The sequence below is a fragment of the Micromonospora sp. NPDC048063 genome, from assembly GCF_043202855.1.
GTDB lineage: Bacteria > Actinomycetota > Actinomycetes > Mycobacteriales > Micromonosporaceae > Micromonospora.
Genome location: NZ_JBIDBG010000002.1, coordinates 599,509 through 618,362 on the forward strand (window position 1 = coordinate 599,509; position 18,854 = coordinate 618,362).

18 protein-coding genes are annotated in these 18,854 nt (G+C 73.0%); 8 read left to right on the top strand and 10 right to left on the bottom strand.

The genetic code is table 11. From position 1 onward, the window contains the following. Position 1: 1 nt before the first annotated feature. From xylB to ACGFZ2_RS07510, 3 genes are all read left to right on the top strand, one after another. The gene (gene xylB / locus ACGFZ2_RS07500; RefSeq protein ID WP_393451089.1) at positions 2-1,468 is read left to right on the top strand and encodes a xylulokinase; all 1,467 of its coding nucleotides are present in this window, start codon (positions 2-4) and stop codon (positions 1,466-1,468) included. Positions 1,469-1,508: 40 nt separating this feature from the next. Next, complete coding sequence (locus ACGFZ2_RS07505; protein ID WP_393260902.1) at positions 1,509-2,621, top strand: DUF5925 domain-containing protein; 1,113 nt, start codon at positions 1,509-1,511, stop codon at positions 2,619-2,621. A gap of 62 nt (positions 2,622-2,683) precedes the next feature. After that, positions 2,684-4,108 (top strand): MFS transporter, encoded by a 1,425-nt coding sequence (locus tag ACGFZ2_RS07510; protein ID WP_393451092.1) that lies wholly within the window; start codon positions 2,684-2,686, stop codon positions 4,106-4,108. 52 nt (positions 4,109-4,160) lie between these two features. Here the strand turns inward: ACGFZ2_RS07510 and ACGFZ2_RS07515 are convergent, their stop codons facing one another. The 5 genes from ACGFZ2_RS07515 to ACGFZ2_RS07535 form a co-directional block, all read right to left on the bottom strand. Next, positions 4,161-5,837: an alpha-amylase family glycosyl hydrolase gene (locus tag ACGFZ2_RS07515; protein ID WP_393261653.1), complete on the bottom strand. Its 1,677-nt coding sequence runs from the start codon at positions 5,835-5,837 to the stop codon at positions 4,161-4,163. A gap of 63 nt (positions 5,838-5,900) precedes the next feature. Next, entirely contained in the window at positions 5,901-6,980 is a 1,080-nt protein-coding gene (locus ACGFZ2_RS07520; RefSeq protein ID WP_393260898.1) for a LacI family DNA-binding transcriptional regulator, read from the bottom strand. 60 nt (positions 6,981-7,040) lie between these two features. After that, positions 7,041-8,009, bottom strand: a complete 969-nt coding sequence (locus ACGFZ2_RS07525; protein WP_393260896.1) for a carbohydrate ABC transporter permease — start codon at positions 8,007-8,009, stop codon at positions 7,041-7,043. A gap of 1 nt (position 8,010) precedes the next feature. Continuing rightward, entirely contained in the window at positions 8,011-9,060 is a 1,050-nt protein-coding gene (locus ACGFZ2_RS07530) for a carbohydrate ABC transporter permease (RefSeq protein ID WP_393260893.1), read from the bottom strand. A gap of 66 nt (positions 9,061-9,126) precedes the next feature. Next, complete coding sequence (locus tag ACGFZ2_RS07535) at positions 9,127-10,467, bottom strand: ABC transporter substrate-binding protein (RefSeq protein WP_393260892.1); 1,341 nt, start codon at positions 10,465-10,467, stop codon at positions 9,127-9,129. A gap of 247 nt (positions 10,468-10,714) precedes the next feature. Here ACGFZ2_RS07535 and ACGFZ2_RS07540 point away from each other — a divergent pair, with 247 nt between their 5' ends. After that, on the top strand, positions 10,715-11,488 hold the full coding sequence (locus ACGFZ2_RS07540) for a peptidoglycan DD-metalloendopeptidase family protein (protein WP_393303405.1): 774 nt from the start codon (positions 10,715-10,717) through the stop codon (positions 11,486-11,488). A gap of 178 nt (positions 11,489-11,666) precedes the next feature. Here the strand turns inward: ACGFZ2_RS07540 and ACGFZ2_RS07545 are convergent, their stop codons facing one another. From ACGFZ2_RS07545 to ACGFZ2_RS07560, 4 genes are read right to left on the bottom strand one after another with little or no spacing between them, the layout of a single operon-like run. Continuing rightward, positions 11,667-11,810 carry a GPGG-motif small membrane protein gene (locus ACGFZ2_RS07545; protein WP_018786997.1) on the bottom strand — a complete coding sequence of 48 codons (144 nt, stop codon included), beginning with the start codon at positions 11,808-11,810 and terminating at the stop codon, positions 11,667-11,669. Beyond that, positions 11,801-12,577, bottom strand: coding sequence for a metallophosphoesterase (locus ACGFZ2_RS07550; RefSeq protein WP_393260888.1), 777 nt, complete (start codon positions 12,575-12,577; stop codon positions 11,801-11,803). Before ACGFZ2_RS07550 ends, ACGFZ2_RS07545 begins: the two co-directional genes overlap by 10 nt. Positions 12,578-12,586: 9 nt before the next feature. Further along, positions 12,587-12,862: a hypothetical protein gene (locus ACGFZ2_RS07555; protein ID WP_393260885.1), complete on the bottom strand. Its 276-nt coding sequence runs from the start codon at positions 12,860-12,862 to the stop codon at positions 12,587-12,589. Next, positions 12,859-13,497 (bottom strand): nucleotidyltransferase, encoded by a 639-nt coding sequence (locus tag ACGFZ2_RS07560; protein WP_393260883.1) that lies wholly within the window; start codon positions 13,495-13,497, stop codon positions 12,859-12,861. The genes ACGFZ2_RS07555 and ACGFZ2_RS07560 overlap by 4 nt, the downstream gene beginning before the upstream one ends. 101 nt (positions 13,498-13,598) lie before the next feature. Here ACGFZ2_RS07560 and ACGFZ2_RS07565 point away from each other — a divergent pair, with 101 nt between their 5' ends. Further along, the gene (locus ACGFZ2_RS07565; RefSeq protein ID WP_393451095.1) at positions 13,599-14,330 is read left to right on the top strand and encodes a dTMP kinase; all 732 of its coding nucleotides are present in this window, start codon (positions 13,599-13,601) and stop codon (positions 14,328-14,330) included. A 43-nt stretch (positions 14,331-14,373) separates the two neighbouring features. Here ACGFZ2_RS07565 and ACGFZ2_RS07570 read toward each other — a convergent pair whose 3' ends face one another. Further along, positions 14,374-15,066 (bottom strand): SDR family oxidoreductase, encoded by a 693-nt coding sequence (locus ACGFZ2_RS07570; protein WP_393260878.1) that lies wholly within the window; start codon positions 15,064-15,066, stop codon positions 14,374-14,376. Between the two features lie 308 nt (positions 15,067-15,374). Between ACGFZ2_RS07570 and ACGFZ2_RS07575 the strand changes: the two genes are divergently transcribed. The 3 genes from ACGFZ2_RS07575 to ACGFZ2_RS07585 all read left to right on the top strand — a co-directional run bounded on the left by ACGFZ2_RS07575 (position 15,375) and on the right by ACGFZ2_RS07585 (position 18,839). After that, positions 15,375-16,289, top strand: a complete 915-nt coding sequence (locus ACGFZ2_RS07575) for a MurR/RpiR family transcriptional regulator (protein ID WP_393260876.1) — start codon at positions 15,375-15,377, stop codon at positions 16,287-16,289. Beyond that, positions 16,286-17,242, top strand: coding sequence for an N-acetylmuramic acid 6-phosphate etherase (murQ, locus tag ACGFZ2_RS07580; protein ID WP_393451098.1), 957 nt, complete (start codon positions 16,286-16,288; stop codon positions 17,240-17,242). Before ACGFZ2_RS07575 ends, murQ begins: the two co-directional genes overlap by 4 nt. 607 nt (positions 17,243-17,849) lie before the next feature. After that, complete coding sequence (locus ACGFZ2_RS07585) at positions 17,850-18,839, top strand: sigma-70 family RNA polymerase sigma factor (protein WP_357699892.1); 990 nt, start codon at positions 17,850-17,852, stop codon at positions 18,837-18,839. Positions 18,840-18,854 lie beyond the last annotated feature (15 nt).

The window sequence follows — 18,854 nt, forward strand, 5'->3', positions numbered from 1 at the left end:
GATGCCGCTCGTCGCGGGGGTCGACTCCTCGACCCAGTCCTGCAAGGTCGTCGTCCGGGACGCGGAGACCGGTGCCCTGCTCCGGCAGGGCCGGGCACCGCACCCGGACGGCACCGAGGTCGACCCGTCGGCGTGGTGGTCCGCGCTGGCCGCGGCGGTCGACGCCGCCGGCGGGCTGGCCGACGTCGCGGCGGTCTCCGTCGCCGGCCAGCAGCACGGCATGGTCTGCCTCGACGCGGCGGGTACCGTCGTCCGGCCCGCGCTGCTGTGGAACGACACCCGCTCCGCCGGGGCCGCCGCCGAGCTGGTCGAGGAGGCCGGCGGCGGGGCGGCCGGCCGCCGGTTCTGGGCGGACGCGGTCGGCAGCGTGCCCGTGGCCAGCTTCACCGCCACCAAGCTGCGCTGGCTGGCCCGGCACGAGCCGGAGCACGCGGCCCGGGTGGCGGCCGTCTGCCTGCCACACGACTGGCTGACCTGGCGGCTGGCCGGCGCGCCCGGCCTGGCGGCGCTGCGCACCGACCGGGGCGACGCCAGCGGCACCGGCTACTGGTCCCCGGCCACCGGCGACTACCGGCTCGACCTGCTGGAGCGCGCCTTCGGCCGGCGCCCGCACGTGCCGGCCGTGCTCGGCCCGGCGGAACCGGCCGGCGCGCTGCGCCCCGACGCCCTCCCGGCCGGCCCGGGACTCCCCGACGGGGCCGTGCTCGGCCCCGGCACGGGGGACAACGCCGCCGCCGCGCTCGGAGTCGGCGCGGGGCCGGGCGACGTGGTGCTCTCCATCGGCACCTCCGGCACCGTGTTCAGCGTCGCCGACACCCCCGCCGCCGACCCGACCGGCGCGGTCGCCGGTTTCGCCGACGCCACCGGCCGCTTCCTGCCGCTGGTCTGCACGCTCAACGCCGCCCGCGTGCTCGACGCCGCCGCGGCCCTGCTCCGGGTCGACCTGGAGGAGCTGGCCGCGCTGGCGCTCGCCGCCCCCGCCGGCGCGGACGGCCTGGTCGTGGTGCCCTACCTCGAGGGCGAGCGGACCCCGGACCGGCCGCTGGCCACCGGCGCGGTACACGGACTGACCCTGCGCACCTCGACCCCGGCCCACCTGGCCCGGGCCGCCGTCGAGGGCCTGCTCTGCGCCCTCGCCGACGGCCTCGACGCGCTTACCGCCCAGGGCGCCACGGTGCGCCGGGTGATCCTCGTCGGCGGGGGAGCCCGCTCGGTGGCGGTGCGCCGGATCGCGCCCGAGGTCCTCGGGGTGCCGGTGGTCGTCCCGCCGCCCGGGGAGTACGTCGCCGACGGCGCCGCCCGCCAGGCCGCCTGGGTCGCCCTGGGCGGCGCGGCGCCCCCCACCTGGCCGGTCCGGGACACCGAGGAGTACGCCGCCGCGCCCGTCCCCGCCGTCCGCGAGCGGTACGCCGCCGCCCGCGACCGCTTCCTCGACCGACTCGACCGCGCCCCGGCCGTCGAGGAGTAAACGACTGTACGGGCGCGCCCCGGCTCGCGATCATCGACGGATGCGAACCACCCCCCAAGCGGACGAGGCGCCGGTGACCGTCGGGACCGGCATCCCCTCGATGCTCCAGTACGACGACGCGGACACCCCCTGCGACGTCATCGACGCGCTGGTCCTGGCGGACTTCGTCACCGGCCGGCACCCGTGGTCGCACACGGTCCGGCTCTCCCGGGTGCGCCCCGACGCGCCCCTGACCGCCCCCGACGGGCGGCTGCTGCGTACGGCGGTGGAGAACCGGCAGCGGTCCCGCCTGCTCGCCGGCGACGGCTGGACGGCCCGGGTGGTCACCTGGAAGGGGCGGGGCGCCGAGGTGACCGTCACGGCCGTGACCGAGGAGATCGGCCGGGCGGCCCTCGACCGGATCGTCGACGGCGCCGCCGAACCGGAGGACCCGGGTGCCGGCCGGATCGGCTTCTGGCACCAGAACCCCCGCCGCGGCAGCCAGCGGGACGTGCGGTCGATCGCCGCGCCGGAGTGGGCGCAGATCCGGCCGAACTACGCCGCCGGGGCGCGCACCGCGCTCGACGCGCTGATGGCGACCACCCCGGAGCAACTCGCCGGCCGGTTGGTGCTCCTGCACGGAGCGCCCGGGACGGGGAAGACCACCGCCCTGCGCGCCCTCGCCCGGGCGTGGCGCGAGTGGTGCCAGGTCGACGCCGTGCTGGACCCGGACGTGCTCTTCGCGGACCCGGCGTACCTGTCGGAGGTGGCGGTCGGGGACGAGGACGGCGAGCCGGGCACGGGTCGCCGGTGGCGGCTGCTCATCCTGGAGGACTGCGACGAGCTGATCCGGGGCGAGGCGAAGCAGGCCGCCGGCCAGGCGCTGTCCCGGCTGCTCAACCTGACCGACGGGCTGCTCGGGCAGGGGCGCGACGTGCTCGTCGCCATCACCACGAACGAGGACCTGTCCCGGCTGCACCCGGCCGTGGTCCGCCCCGGGCGCTGCCTGGCCCGGATCGAGGTGGGCCCGCTGTCGTACGAGGAGGCGACGGGTTGGCTGGGCACGTCGGCGGGGGTGCCGCCCCAGGGGGCCACCCTCGCCGAGCTGTACGCGCTGCGTGCGGGCACGCCGGCCACGCCCGCGGCCCCGCCCGCGATCGGCGGCTACCTCTGAGCCGCCCGACCCGCCCGCGCGCCGTCACCCGCTCGTGACCTGACCCTGGTTGGCTGCCGCTCATGACCTTGATGAGGGGCGGGGCGGCGCGGGTCTGGGGCGGCTCGGCCGCGCACCGGTTCTACAGCGTCGTGGTCTTCGTGCTGCTCGCCTCGCTGGACAACGTGGCGATCGGCCTGGTGCCCCCGCTGTACGGGCCGATCGCCGACGCCTTCGACGTGCCGCGGCGGCTGCTCGGCCTGGTCACCGCCGTGAGCTTCCTGGCCAGCGCGGTGGCGGCGGTGGGCTGGGCGTACGTCGGCGACCGCGCGAACCGCAAGCCGCTGCTGATGGTCGGCACCCTGATCTGGGCGCTGGGCACCGGCGGCAGCGCGGTCGCGGCGAACTACCCCGCGTTCCTGGCCGCGCAACTGCTGGCGGCGGTCGGGCTGGGCGCCGTCGGGTCGGTCGGGTTCTCGGTCGTCACCGACCTGATCTCACCCCGCCGGCGGGGGCTGGTGATGAGCTTCTGGGGGCTGTCCCAGGGGGGCGGCACGCTGGCCGGCACGCTGGTCGGCGGGCTGCTCGGGGCGGCCGACTGGCGGCGGCCGTTCCTGGCGCTGACGGTGGTCGGCCTGCTGGCGACCGCCGCCTACCTGTTCACCTACGACATCCGCCGGGGCCAGAGCGAGCCGGAGTTGGCCGACGCGCTCGCCACCGGCGCCGAGTACGACTACCGGATCAGCCGGGCGGACCTGCCGAGGATCCTCGGCAGGCGGACGAACCGGTGGCTGATCCTGCAGGGCCTCACCGCACAGGCGGCCTTCGGGTCGCTGGTCTGGCTGCCCGTGCTCTTCGCCGAGCGGGCCGAGGACCAGGGCTACTCCGCCGCCACCGCCGTGGTGGTGGGCAGCGTCTTCGCCACCCTGTTCCAGCTCGGCGGGGTGCTCTCCATCGTCGGCGGGCTGGTCGGCGACGCCCTGCAACGCCGTACGCCGAGGGGGCGGGCGCTGGTCGCGGCGGTCGGCATCCTCGCGGCGCTGCCGTTCTACCTGGTGCTCTTCTTCGTGCCGATCCGCATCGACGTGCCCGACGGCGCCGGCGCGGGGACGGTGGTCCGGGCGGTGCTGGCCAGCGTGGTCACCGAGCCGACGGTCGGGCTGAGCCTGCTCACCGCCGTGGTGGCGTTGGCGCTGACCTCCGCGAACTCGCCGAACTGGTTCGCCCTGATCGCCGACGTCAACCCGCCCGAGCACCGGGGCACCGTCTACAGCCTCGGCAACCTGGTGAACGGCGTCGGACGGGCGGCCGGCAACGGGCTGGTCGGGGTCGCCTTCCACGGGCTGCGGGCGGCCTTCCCGCCGCCGCTGAACTACGCCGTCGGGCTGGCCGCCTTCCAGCTCTTCTTCATCCCGACCGGGATCATGTACTGGCTGGCGTCGCGGACCTCGCCGACCGACATCGCCGACGTCCACGACCTCCTGCACACCCGCGCCGAGCGGCTGTAAGGAAGGGCCCCTTGTTAACGCATAGCGTTAACAAGGGGCCCTTCCTTACAGCTCAGGCCGGCCGGACCCAGACCGTGACGTCGGTGGGGACGGCGCCGTCGGTGTCGAGCGGGGCGCTGGCGTGCACCAGTTCGGTGCCGGCCGGCAGCGGCACGGCGGCGTCGCCGAAGTTGGTCAGCACGGTCAGCCCGCCGTTGCGGAAGGAGAGCACCTCGTCGCCGCTGGCGAGCCACTCCAGCGGGCCCGCGCCGAGGTCGTGCTCGCGGCGTAGCCGCAGTGCCGTCCGGTACAGCTCGTACGTCGAGCCGGGCACGCCCCGCTGCCGGTCCAGGGCGTGCTCCGCCCAGACCGGCGGCTGCGGCAGCCAGCTCGCGTCGGTCGGCCCGAAGCCGTACGACGGGGCGTCGGCCTCCCACGGGATCGGCACCCGGCAGCCGTCCCGGCCCCGCTCGGTGTGCGCGCTGCGTACCCAGGTCGGGTCCTGCCGCGCCTCGTCGGGCATCGTGGTGTGCTCCGGCAGGCCCAGCTCCTCGCCCTGGTAGAGGTAGGCCGAGCCGGGCAGGGCGAGCATCAGCAGGGTGGCCGCCCGGGCCCGGCGCAGGCCGAGCGCGGCGTCCGGCTGCGGGTCGCCGATGCCGATGCCGTTGGGCCGCTTGCCGCCGACGGGCAACCCGAGCCGGGACGCGTGCCGGACCACGTCGTGGTTGGACAGCACCCAGGTGGTCGGGGCGCCGACCGCGTCGGTGGCCTCCAGCGAGCGGGTGATCACCGCGTACTGGGCGGGCGCGGTCCACGAGGCGAGCAGGTACTCGAAGTTGAACGCCTGGTGCATCTCGTCGGGGCGCACGTACCGGGCCAGCCGCTCGGCCGGCTCGACCCATGCCTCGGCGACCAGGATCCGCTCGCCCGGGTAGCCGTCCAGCAGCCGGCGCCACTCCCGGTAGATGTCGTGCACGCCGTCCTGGTCCCACATCGGCGGACGCGGCTTGTCGACCTCCCGCCCGGAGAGGATCTCCTGCGGCTCCTGCCAGTCGGCCAGGTCGGCCTGCTTGATCAGGCCGTGCGCCACGTCGACCCGGAAGCCGTCCACGCCCCGGTCCAGCCAGAACCGCAGCACGTCCAGGAACTCCGCCCGCACCTCGGGGTTGTCCCAGTTGAGGTCGGGCTGCCCGGTGTCGAACAGGTGCAGGTACCACTGGCCGGGTCGGCCGTCGGGGTCGGTGACCCGGGTCCAGGCCGGCCCGCCGAAGACGCTCTGCCAGTCGTTCGGCGGGCGGTCGCCGTCCGGTCCCAGGCCGTCCCGGAACACGTACCGGTCGCGTTCGGGGCTGCCCGGGGCGGCGGCGAGCGCCGCGGTGAACCAGCGGTGCGCCGACGACGTGTGGTTGGGCACCAGGTCGACGATCACCCGCAGCCCGCGCGAGTGCGCCTCGGCGATCAGCCGGTCCGCGTCGGCGAGGCCGCCGAAGAGCGGGTCGACGTCGCGGTAGTCGGCCACGTCGTAGCCGGCGTCGGCCTGCGGCGACGGATAGAACGGCGACAGCCAGACCGCGTCGACGCCCAGCTCGACGAGGTGGTCGAGGCGGGCGGTGATGCCGGGCAGGTCACCGATCCCGTCGCCGTCGGAGTCGGCGAAGGAGCGCGGATAGACCTGGTAGATGACGGCCCGCGTCCACCAACCGGTGGCCGCGTCGGTGGGCGTGTCCTGGTGTGTCGGGTTGCTGTTCAGGGCCTTCTCCCGTGTGTCGAGCCGTACGGTCGGGTGCGTGGTGCCGGGGATCGGCGGTCCCCGTCAGTGTGCCCGGGGCGGCGCGGTCGATTCCCGCACGATCAGTCGAGTGGGCAGGATCACGGGCGTTCCCGGCGGGTCGCCGGCTGCCCGGCGGGCCGGGGCGCGGCCCGCGCCCGCGTCGGGGCCGGGCGGCTCCGGTCGCCGGCCGACGAGCGGGTCGAGCAGCATCCGGGCGGCCAGCCGGCCCTGCTCCGCCGCGGGCTGGGCGATCGTGCTCAGGCCGACGACGCGGGCCAGGTCGTGGTCGTCGACGCCGATGACGCTGACGTCCTGCGGCACCCGCAGGCCGGCGTCCCGCAGTGCCGTCATCGCCCCCATCGCCATCTCGTCGCAGGCGGCGAAGATCGCCGTCGGCGCGTCGCCGCGGCGGAGCAGCTCCTCGGTGGCGCGCGTGCCGCCGTCGATGGTGAACTGCGACTCCACGTCCAGGTCCGGGTCCGGGGCGAGGCCGGCGTCGCGCAGCGCGTCCCGGTAGCCCCGCCGCCGGTCGAGGTGCGTGGTGAAGGCCAGCTCGTCCTCCGGGTCGCCGGAGATGTGCGCGATCCGGCGGTGGCCCAGGTCGAGCAGGTGGCGGGTGGCGGTCCGCGCGGCGTCCACGTCGTCGATGCGTACGCAGGGCCAGCCCGGCACGACCGAGCCGGAGCTGACGGTCACCCCGGGCAGCGCCAGCTTCGTCAGGGCGATCAGGTCGGCGGGGCGCAGCGGCGTGGCGACCAGCATGATCGCGTCCACCCGCTTGTGCAGGTTGGCGGCGCTCAGCACCCGCTGGCGGGTCTGCTCCCGCCCGCCGAGGTTGTGCAGCAGCAGGTCGTAGCCCGACTGGTGGAGGAACTCCTCGACGGACTCCACGACGGTGGCGAAGAACCACCGGGTGATCCGCGGGACCACGACCGCGATGGCGCCGGTGCGCCCGCCGGCCAGCCGGGAGGCGCTCGGCGAGACGGCGTACTCCAGTTGCTCGGCCGCCGCGAGCACGCGCCGCCGGGTCGCGGCCGAGACCGTCGGGAGCCCACGCAGCGCCCGGGAGACGGTGGCCGTGGAGACCCCGGCCAGGCGTGCGACATCATCGATCTTCGTCACGGTACCCCCGCTTCGCGCCGGCTCCGCCGCCGCCGGTGTCCCGGCGGCGGCGGAGAGGCGTCAGCCCTTGACGCTGCCGGCGAGCAGGCCCCGCACGAAGTAGCGCTGGAGGGACAGGAAGACGATCAGCGGTACGACGATCGAGATGAACGCGCCGGCGGTGAGCCGCTGCCACTCGTTGCCCCGGGTGCCGGCCATCTCGGCCAGCCGGACGGTGAGCGGAGCGGTCTCGTTGCCGCCACCGGCGAAGATCAACGCCACCAGCAGGTCGTTCCAGACCCAGAGGAACTGGAAGATGCCGAACGCGGCCAGCGCCGGGGTGATCAGCGGCAGGACGATGGTGCGGAAGATCTTCGGGTGGGTGGCCCCGTCGACCCGGGCGGCCTCCATCAGGTCTCCCGGGAGCTGCGAGATGAAGTTGTGCAGCAGGAAGACCGCGAACGGCAGCGCGAAGCAGGTGTGCGCGAACCACACCTGCGCGAACTTCTGTTCGTCGACCAGGTCCCAGGCGGGCAGCACGGTGACCCCGCCGACGGTGACCCCGGTGGAGAAGAACTTCAGCAGCGGCACCAGCGCCATCTGCAGCGGCACGATCTGCAGCGCGAAGATCGCGATGTACACCCAGTCCCGCCCCCGGAAGTTGATCCAGGCCAGCGCGTACGCGGCCAGGGCCGCGAAGGCGAGCGGGAAGAGCACCGACGGGACGGTGATCGCCAGCGAGTTGATGAAGTAGCTGGCGAGCTGCCCGGACGACGAGGAACGCCCGAACAGCACCTCCTGGTAGTTCTCGAAGGTGAACTGCGGGTCGGTGAAGAAGGTCCACCACCCGCTGCTCTTGATCTGGTCCTCCGGCCGGAACGACGAGATGAACAGGCCGAAGGTCGGGATGGTCCAGAGCACCGCGATGACGATCGACACGAGGGTGGCGGTGCGGCTGTTCAGCCGCTTGCGCACCCGCGCGGCGGTGGTGGACGTGCGGCCGTCGGTCTTCTGGGTGCCGGCGGCGACGGTGGGCGTTGCGGTGGTCATCTCAGCCCTTCCGCTGCTGTCGGAGGTTGCGGATCTGGTAGATCACGATCGGCACCACCAGGACGAACAGGAAGACCGCCAGCGCCGAGCCCTGCCCGTTCTGGCCGTACCGGAACGCCTGGTTGTACATCTCGTTGGCGATCACACTGGTGTCGTAGTTGCCGTTGGTGGCCGTCCGGACGATGTCGAAGACCTTGAGCGTGGCGATCGACAGCGTCACCACGACCACGATCAGCGCCGGCCGGATGCTCGGCATGGTGATCTGCCAGAACATCTGCCACGGGGTGACCCCGTCGAGGCGGGCCGCCTCCACGATGTCGGCGGGGATGGCCTTGATGGCGGCGGAGAGCACCACCATGGCGAACCCGGCCTGGATCCACACCATGATCACGATCAGCAGCAGCGTGTTCAGCGGCGACTCCAGCAGCCACTGCTTCGGTTCGCCGCCGAGGCTCACCACGATCTGGTTGAGCAGGCCGATCTGCTCCTGCCCGTCGCCGCGGTAGGCGTACACGAACTTCCAGATGATGCTGGCGCCGACGAAGGAGATCGCCATCGGCAGGAAGATCAGTGACTTGGCGACCGCCTCGAACCGGGCCTTGTCCACCATGACCGCGTAGATCAGGCCGAACGCGGTGGCGACCAGCGGGACGAGGAGCACCCAGATCAGGGTGTTCAGCAGCACCCGGACGATCGAGTCCTCCGAGAACATCCAGCCGTAGTTGCGCAGCCCCACCCAGTCGTTGCTGCCCGCGTCCATGAAGGACAGCATCGTGGTGCGGATGGCCGGCACCACCAGCCCGACGGTCAGCAGCAGCAGCGTCGGCAGCAGGAAGAAGAGCGCGAACACGCCCTCGCGCGGCTTGCGCCGGCGGGGGAGCGGGGCGCCGCTCGCGGAGGCGGCGACGAGTTGCGCCTCCCGGCGGCGGGCGAACCAGGCCGGCACCACGTCGAGGAGCAGGAGCAGACCGCCCACCACCGCGACGAAAGCGATCAGCCCGTACATCAGCATGAGGAACTTTGGCTGTTCCTCCGCGAAGTCGAACTCCATCGACCCTCCCAGGTCTGGATCTGCCGGTGGGCCGGCCCGCGTCCGCGGACCGGCCCACCGTTCAGATCACTTCCAGCTGCTCTCGATGCCGTTCAGCACCGTCGCGGTGTCCTTGCCGTTGATCCAGTCGACCATGCCCTTCCAGAACGTCCCCGCGCCGACCGTGGCCGGCATCAGGTCGGAGCCGTCGAAGCGGAAGACCGAGCTCTTGTCCTGGAGGATCTGGACGGAGAGCTTGTCGATCGGGTTGGCGACGTTGGCCAGGTCGAGCTTGTTGTTCGCCGACACCCAGTCACCGATCTTGGCGCGGCTGTTGGCGTACTCGCCCGAGGCGAGGTAGGTCTGCACCGCCTGGACCTCGGGGCGGTCGGTGAAGGCCGCGACGAACTCGCCGCCGCCCAGCACCGGCTTGCCCTTCGCGGGGTCGATCGCCGGGAAGTAGAAGGCGAAGACGTCGCCGTCCTCGGCCACCTTGGTGCCCTTCGGCCACTGGTTCGCGTAGAAGGAGGCCTGCCGGTGCAGCGCGCACTTGCCGGTGGTGATCGGGAGGCCGGCCTCGCCGAAGGCGGTGGTGGCGATGCTCTTCACGCCGCCGTAGCCGCCGTTCATGTACTTCTCGTTCTTGAGGATCGTGCCGGCCTTGTCGACGGCCTCGGCGACCTTCGGGTCGTTGAACGGGATGCCGTGGGTGGTCCACTGGTCGTAGACCTCGGGGGTCTGCGTCCGCAGCATCACGTCCTCGATCCAGTCCGTGGCCGGCCAGCCGGTGGCGTCACCGGACTCGATGCCGGCGCACCACGGCTTGGTGCCGGTGGCGGCGATCTGGTCGCTGAGCTTGATCAGGTCGTCCCAGGTGGTCGGGACGGTCCAGCCCTTCTCCTTGAAGGTCTTCGGCGAGTACCACACGAACGACTTCACGTTCGAGCCGAGCGGGGCGCCGTAGAACTGGCCGTTGACGGTGCTGTACTTCAGCCAGTCGGCCGGGTAGTTCTCCTCCGCCATCTTCTTGGTGTCGGCGCCGACCGGCTTGAGCTTGCCCGCGTCGGCGAAGCGCTTGAGCAGACCCGGCTGCGGGATGAACGCGAGGTCGGGCGCGTTGCCGCCGTCGACCCGGACGCCGAGCTGCGCCTCGAACTCGGCGCTGCCCTCGTGGTCGATCTTGATGCCGGTGCAGTCCTCGAACTGCTTCCAGGACTCCGCCAGGCGGTCGGCCTCGATGTCCCGGATCGACGAGTAGATCGTGACCTTCTTGCCGTCGTTGTCGCCGTACTTCTCGTATGCGGCGCACTCCGCGGAACCCGCGGCGTCACTCTTCTTGTCGTTGCCGGTGCCGCAGGCGGTGACGCTCAGCGCCAGCCCCAGTACGCCGGCGATCGCGAGAGCCTGGCGTGATCTGGCAAACGCCATGCCGTTCTCCTTCCTTGCCGGCGCGTGGGGGATCGAACGCGCGCCGGTCCGATTTGGCATCAACACATGTAAGCGCTTGCATCCGACCCGGTCCACCCCAGACCGGACACGACCGAGTAACAATCCGGAAACCCCGTCGTTGCCGCGTGGGCGCGCTCCCATGACACGCGTCCGCATCTTTTCAGGAGTGGCGATTTCTGTCACGCTGGAGGTAGGTATAGAAGAATTTCAACATTGGAGGTTCTGGATGCGTAAGCGATGGCTCAGCCTGCTCGCGACCGGTCTGCTGGCCGTGGGCGCGCTGCTCCCGGCGGCCCCGGCGATGGCCGCGCCGACGTTCAAGGTGCCGTTCCCCTGCGGGCAGTCCTGGTCCGGCCAGACCCGGACCGGCCACAGCCCGGCGTACGCGATCGACTTCAACCGCACCGACGACCTCGGCGACCCGGTGGTCGCCAGCGCGCCGGGCACCGTCGACCGGGTCACGGACCTCGGCGGGACCAGCTACGGCAAGTACGTCCGGATCGACCACGGCGGCGGCTACAGCACCTACTACGCCCACCTCAACGGCTTCAACGTCTCCGTCGGGCAGACCGTCGGCTACGGGAAGGTGATCGGCTGGGTCGGCAGCACCGGCGGCTCCACCGGCCCGCACCTGCACTACGAGCAGCGGCTCAACGGCAACGACATCCAGGTCCGTTTCAACGGCGCGCTCGCCCTCTACTGGGGGACGAAGACCTACACCAGCGACAACGGCTGCGGCAGCACCACCGGCTCCGGCACGGTCAACACCAGCGGGACCCCGCTGACCGTCCGCTCCGGCCCCGGCACCGGCTACGAGGCGGTGGGCACCGTCGCCGACGGCACCCGGGTGACCATCTACTGCCAGACCAGCGGCACCACCGTCACCGGCACCTACGGCACCAGTTCGATCTGGGACCGGATCGGCAGCGGACGCTACATCGCCGACGCGTACGTCTACACCGGCCACGACGGCTACATCCCCAACGTGCCCCGCTGCTGAGCGCGGGACGGGGCCCCGGGCTGTCCCGGGGCCCCGTCATCCGGCCACACGGCCGGGAGCGGCCACCCGCGGACAGCACGGCGCCGGGGTCGTCGGGTCCGGATGCTCCCGTCGGGAGGACGGAGTTCCGGTCTCGACGACCCCGGCGGGTCCCGGTCGGCGGCGGACGGCCGCCACGTCAACTGAAGATGCTCACACCACCCGGCCCGACCAGCAGGCCCACCACGATGAGGACGATGCCCCACAGGATCTGCCGGCGGAACAGCGCGAGGATGCCGGCGACCACGAGTACGACTGCGAGAATCCAGAGAATCAGCTCCATGGTTGCTGGATACCCGAGCCGCCGACGCGGGAAACCTCCAGTTGATCGAGGTGGTCGCCCAGGTGGAAGACGCTGTAGGCCTGCTTGATCACGGGGTGGGCGACGTTGCGGACGCGTACCCCGCCCGGCGTGGTGCCCCGCTCGGTCCCGGCGTGCGCGTGCCCGTGCAGCGCCAGCGCGGTCGGTGCCGAGTCGATCGCCTGACCGAGTTGGTACGACCCCAGGAACGGGTAGATCTCCAGCGGCTCGCCGGCGAGCGTGTCCGGCACCGGCGAGTAGTGGGTGAGCGCCACCAGCACGTCGCAGTCGAGCCCCCGCAGCGCCGCGGCCAGCGCGTCCGCGCTCCCGGTGGTGGTCCGGACGAACGCCTTCATCTCCGGCTCGCCGAAGTCGCTGGCGCAGCGCCCGGCGAACCCGCCGCCGAACCCCTTCACCCCGGCGACGCCCAGCCGGCCGCCGGCGCACTCCAGCACGACGCCGTCGCCCTCCAGGACCCTGATCCCGGCGTCCTCCAGCACCGTGACCACCTGCGGCACCTGGTCGCACTGGTGGTCGTGGTTGCCGAGCACGGTCACCACCGGCACGCCCAGTCCGCCGAACTCGGTGGCCACGCACCGGGCCTCCGACTCCGTCCCGTGTCGGGTCAGGTCACCGGCGAGCAGCAGCACGTCGGCGTGCTCGGGCAGCTCCTCCAGCGCCGGCCGGAACCGGCCGACCACGTCCTCGTCCAGATGCACGTCACCCACGGCGGCGATCCGGATCACCATGGCACCTCCTCAGGGCAGTTGCTCGATCTCCGTGGGCGCCTGCGCGCGGATCACCCCGATGTCGCTGGTGATCGGCACGTCCGGGAAGCGCTCGGCCACCCGGCGCAGGATCTCCTCCCGCCGGTGCGGGCTCTCCACCTCGCCGTACAGCACGAGGCCGCGTTCCCGGCGGACCACGGTGATCCCCTGCTCGGCCACGTCCGGGTCCTCGGCGAGCAGCCGGTGTACCTCCGCCTCGACGTACTCGTCGGGCGGCCCGGTGGCGACGTCGCGGTGCTCGGTCACGGTGTCCCCTCTCCCTGCGGGGTGCCGGAGTACGGCACCACGTCCAGCCGGTCCAGCAGCACCAGGAACGCCTCCGCGTACGGCGAGTGCTGCGTCTCCTTGCGTACCCGTTCCCAGTCGATCTGCTCCCGCAACGAACGGGCGAGCGGCAGGCCCCGGGCGAAGTCGCAGTAGTGCTGCGAGAAGCTGAGCAGCTTGTGCACCATCAACTGGGTGGCCGAGAGCACCGGCATGTGGATCGCGTCGACCGGCCGGACCATCGTGTCGGCGAACGTCTCCTCGGTCACCGGCGTCTCGATGGGCCGGTGGATGAGGTCGACCATCCGCCCGTCGTCGAAGACCTTGACCAGCCAGTCCTCGGGCGGGCGCTCGGCCGTGAAACCCGCCGCGACCAGGGCCTCCAGGGCGCGTTCCACGTCGACCTCCCGGATGAGGAAGTCGACGTCGTGCTCGCTGGAGTGGCCGCCGTGGGCGTACACGGCGAAGCTGCCGCCGAGCGCGAAGGGAATCTCTTCCTGCTTGAGCACGGCGGCGACCTTCTTCAGCGTGTGCACCAGGCTCTCGTCCCCGCGCTCGGCCATTGGCGTCTCCCGTCGATGGTGGTAGGCGGCTGATCCAACTCCGGTACCCGGCATCCCGGGGGGCCACACCTGGCAGGAGGCGCGGGTGGGGTCAACCGGGAGCAGACGGTACAAATCTCCGGCAATGCGAGCGCGAGTCGGATAGCCTGTGCAGGGTGTCCAGATCACCGGAGGCACGGCGCGGCAGGGCCCGATTGCGCGCCGTCGCCCTGATCGGCATCGACGGCTCGGGCAAGACCACCCAGGCGCACCGGCTCGCCGACGCGCTCACCGCGGCGGGACACCCCGCCACCTATCACCGCAACGCGGGCGGGCGCCGCTGGCTCGGCCGCATCGCGCACCGCCTCGGCCGGCCGGACGCCCAGCGTCTCGTCGGGCGCGGCGGCCTGCTCGCCGTGGAGTCCGTGCTGCGCTGGCTCGCCATCGCCGCCGCCCTGCTCGGCTGCCTGGCCACGGGCCGGATCGCGGTCATGGACCGCTACTCCGCCTGCCAGTACGCGAGCATCCGCGCCCACGGGGGCCAGCGCTGGGAGCGGCTCGCCCGGGTGGGCTACCGGGTCTTTCCGCGGCCGCAGGTGACCTTCCTGCTGACCGTCGACCCGGCCGAGGCGTACCGGCGGATCGAGCAGCGCGGCACCGATCACGAGAGCATGCGCTACCTGACCGCCGCGGACGCCGCGTACCGGGCGCTGCCGGAGCATCCGACCTTCGTGGTGGTCGACGCCGGGCGCCCGCCGGAGGAGGTGTCCCGGCAGATCAGGGGCCACCTCGCCGGCTGGCTCGACGCCGCCGACGGGCGCGACGGCCCGTCCCACGCGGTGGCCGGCCCCGCCGTCGTGGCCGCGCCGGCCGTGGAGCCGGTCGCGGCGGGCCGCCTGGCCGGCTGACCCCGTCGGGCGCGACCGGCTGGTCGCGGGCGGACCGGGCCGGTCAGGCGCGGCCGTAGACCGGGATGCTCGCGCCACTGGTCGGCGCCGACTCGTCGGAGGCGAGGAAACGGACCACCGGCGCGATCTCGGCCGGCGTGACCCAGCGCGAGTGGTCGGCGGTGGGCTGGGCCGCGCGGTTCGCCGGGGTGTCGATGACGCTCGGCAGCACCGTGTTGCAGCGCACCCCGGCCGCCCGGTACTCCACGGCCACCGCGTTCGCGAAGGCGAGCACGGCTGCCTTGGCGGTCACGTAGCCGGCGGCGCCGGGGAAGGGGGCGACGGCCGCACGGGAGGACACGCAGACCACCGCGCCACCGCCGGCCGCGACCAGGCGCGGCAGCGCCGCCCGGGTCACCAGCCAGGTCGGTCGCAGGTTCACCGTCAGCATCCGGTCGAACTCCTCGACCGGGGTCTCGTGCACCAGCCCGCCGCCGGCGTACCCGCCGACGAGGTTGACCACCGCCCGCAGCGGCGCCGCGGGATCGTCGGCGGCCGCGGCGACCGCCCGCTCCGCGTCGGCCGGGTCGGTGAGGTCCGCGACCAGCCGGACCGGAGCGCCCGCCGCCGGCTCCGTCGCCGGCGGTCGCTCCCGCCCGGGTACGACCACCCGCCACCCCGCGTCGAGGAAGGCGGCCGTGACCGCCCCGCCCAGTCCGCCCGTTCCGCCGGTGACCAGCACACTGCGATCCGCCATGCGCCACACGCTAGTGCCGGCCCGGCCCCGGCGCCGCCCGCCGGGAGGTCGTCCCGGAGGCGTGGGGCGCCCGGGCCCGGGCGCCGCCGCGGTGACGGGGCGTCGCGGAAGGCGGAGAGGTGGCATGGTCTTTTCGGAGACGGTGGCCGACGGCGGCCGACCGGCAGGGCCGGGCCGCCCTCCCGGGGGAGGCGACGGCACCGGGGGAGTGGCACCCTGAGCAGATCCGGCGGTCCCGGCGGGCGGTGTTTTCCCCAACACGTGGAGTCATGGTTGACGCTCACGCCTCATGAAAGTAAGTTTCATCCGTGGCGAAGAGTCCGAAGATTTCTGCGAGTCACGAGCCGGGTGGACTGATCGTCCACATCAGCGGCCTGCTCCCGTCGTTGTCGCCGGCTGAGCAGCGGGTCGCCCGGCTGGTCGTCGCCGACCCGGCCGGCGCCGCGCGTCGGACCATCACCGACCTCGCCACCGCCGCCGAGACATCCGAGGCGACCGTCATCCGGTTCTGCCGGTCGGTCGGCATGGACGGCTACCCACAGCTGCGGATCCGGCTCGCCGCCGAGGCCGCCCGCCGGGTCGAGCCGCCGGACGCCCGGGTCGTCGGCGGTGACATCCCGCCCGGCGCCGACCTTGCCCAGATCATCGCCACCATAGCGTTCAACGACGCGCGCGCCGTCGAGGAGACGGCCGAGCAGCTCGACCCGGCGATCTGCGAGCAGGTCGTCGAGGCCATCGCGGGCGCGGGCCGGATCGACGTCTACGGTGCCGGCGCCAGCGGCTTCGTCGCCTCGGACTTCCAGCAGAAGCTGCACCGGATCGGCCGCACCGCCTTCTACTTCCCGGACGTGCACACCGCGCTGACGTCGGCCGCGCTGCTCGGTCGGGGTGACGTCGCGGTCGGCATCTCGCACACCGGCACCACCTCAGACGTGGTCGAGGTGCTGGAGCAGGCCCGGGCCCGGGGCGCCGCCACGGTGGCGCTGACCAACTTCCCCCGCTCGCCGATCACCGAGGTCGCCGACTTCGTGCTCACCACCGCGGCCCGCGAGACCACCTACCGTTCCGGCGCGATGGCGAGCCGGCTCGCCCAGCTCACCGTCGTCGACTGCCTCTTCGTCGGGGTGGCGGCGCGTAACCGGTCGCGGGCCCGCAAGGCCCTCGAGGCGACCGCGGAGGCAGTCCAGTCGCACCGGGTCGGCTCGGGACGGAGGCGGGCATGACGGCCGGCGCGGTGGAACCGCAGGACGTGACCACCCCGATGGCGGCCCGTCCGGTGATCCGGGTCGGCGCGCCGACGGAGCGGCGCAATCCACACAGCGTCGACCTCGACCTGATGTCGACGCGGGACGTGCTCTCGGTGATCAACGAGGCGGACCGGCGGGTGCCCGGCGCGGTCGCGGACGTCCTGGACGAGATCGCCGCGACGGTGGACCTGGCGGTGGCCGCGCTGCGCGGCGGGCACCGGGTGCACTACTTCGGCGCCGGCACCTCTGGCCGGCTCGGGGTGATCGACGCCGCCGAGCTCGCCCCCACCTTCAACTCGCCCCGGCACTGGTTCTGCGCGCACATCGCGGGCGGGCCGGAGGCCATGTGGCGGGCGGTCGAGGACGCCGAGGACGACGACCGGGGCGGGGCGGCCGAGGCCGCCGACTGCGTACGCGCCGGCGACCTCGTGGTCGGACTCGCCGCGAGCGGGCGCACGCCGTACGTCCTGGGGGCGCTCGCCGCGTCCCGGGCCAAGGGCGCCTCGACCGTGCTGCTCTGTGCCAACCCGGAGGCGGAGGCCGCCCGGTCGGTGGACGTCTTCATCGGCGTGGACACCGGACCCGAGGTCGTCACCGGGTCGACCCGGATGAAGGCGGGCACCGCGCAGAAGTTGGTGCTCAACACCTTCTCCACGGCAGTCATGGTGCGGCTCGGTCGGGTCTACTCGAACCTGATGATCGACATGGTGGCCACCAACGCCAAGCTCCGTGGCCGGATGATCTCGATCCTGATGGAGGCCACCGGCTGCTCCGAGGAGATCTGCCGGCGGGCCCTCGGCGAGGCCGACGGCGACATGAAGACCGCGCTGGTCTCGCTCGTCTCCGGGGCCGAGGTGTCGGCCGCGCGGGCCGCCCTCGCCCGCTCCGCCGACCAGGTCCGAGGCGCCCTGGCCCTGCTGGCCTCCTGACCGCGGCGCCCGCCGTCGCCCTCCGGCCCAGCCACGCCTCCATCCCGTCCCCGCGTCACCCCTGACCTCACCCGGCCGCCCGTACCAAGCCCGTTGCCCGAGTCACCCCGCACCTCGCCCGCCGCCACGTCACAGCGTCTCGCGTCGCCGGCCCACCCCCCGGGCAGCGCCGCACCGCCTCCCGTTCGCCCCTCCGTGCGAGCTGCGTCACGTGCCGGGCATAGATCCGGGGCGCGGATTGTTCATCGGGGGGTGGGGTATTACCACGGGCGTGGATGAACCGACCGGTCCACGGGCGCGTATCTGGCAGTGACCAGGATCGCAGCGCTGCGGTGAGCCGGGTCGCTGTGCCACCGGGGTGGGCGATGTTGCCATGGACCGGGGGCAAACGGCGACGCGTCGACCCGCCGACCCTGCGTGGTGCCCATCGGAGCGCCGCCACACGGGGTGCTGACAGCAAACGTGGACCGTGCTCTCAGCGGATTATCAGGCATTCGTGACACTTTCGACTCACGACATGGAATCCCCGACGCGTCTCATCTGTTGTGTAGGTGTCAGCACCGGTGGGCACAGCGGAAGTTACGGGGGAGGGCTGATGGACGTGGGGATGGCAAGGAACCGGGCAACCGGCGCGAGCGAGGGGACCGTGGGCAACGTGGACAAGAACATCGGCATGCGAACCGACGAGGTTGCCGAGGAGCGCGACCTGGTCGGCGTCTACCTTCACGAGATCTCCCGGACGCCACTGCTGGACGCCGCCAAGGAGGTCGACCTCTCCAAGGCCATCGAGGCCGGCCTCTACGCCGAGCACCTGCTCGGCGAGGACCGCGTCCCCGCCGGTGCCGACCGGGAAGACCTGGAGCGGCTGGTCGCCGAGGGTGAGCGGGCCAAGGACCTGTTCATCCGCGCCAACCTGCGGCTGGTCGTGTCGATCGCCCGCCGCTACGTCCGCTCGGGCATGCCCATGCTGGACCTGATCCAGGAGGGCAACACCGGCCTGGTGCGGGCGGTCGAGAAGTTCGACTACGAGCGCGGCTACAAGTTCTCCACCTACGCGACCTGGTGGATCCGTCAGGCCATCAGCCGGGCGATCGCGCAGCAGGAGCGCACGGTGCGCCTGCCGGTGCACCTGGTCGAGGACGTCAACCGGATGCGCAACGTGGCTCGGCAGCTCACCCGCGAGCTGGGCAGCGACCCGGAGCCGGAGCAGATCGCGGCGGCCCTCGGGGTCACCGTCGAGCGGGTCAACGAGCTGGTCCGCTGGTCGCAGGACACGGTGTCGCTGGACACCCCGGTCGGCGACGACGGCGACACCAACCTCGGTGACCTGGTGGCCGACAGCGACGCCCCGTCGCCGGAGGAGATCGTCCTCACCGGCCTGGAGCGGCAGCGGATCGAGGGCCTGCTCAACCACCTCGACGACCGGTCGGCCGGCATCATGCGGGCCCGCTACGGGCTGGAGGACGGCCGTGAGCACTCCCTCACCGAGGTGGCCTCGCGGTTCTCGCTCTCCCGGGAGCGGATCCGGCAGCTGGAGATCCAGGCGCTCGGCCGGCTCCGCGAGCTGGCCCGCGCGGAGGGGCTGCAGGCAGCCTGAGCTGGTAGGAATGAC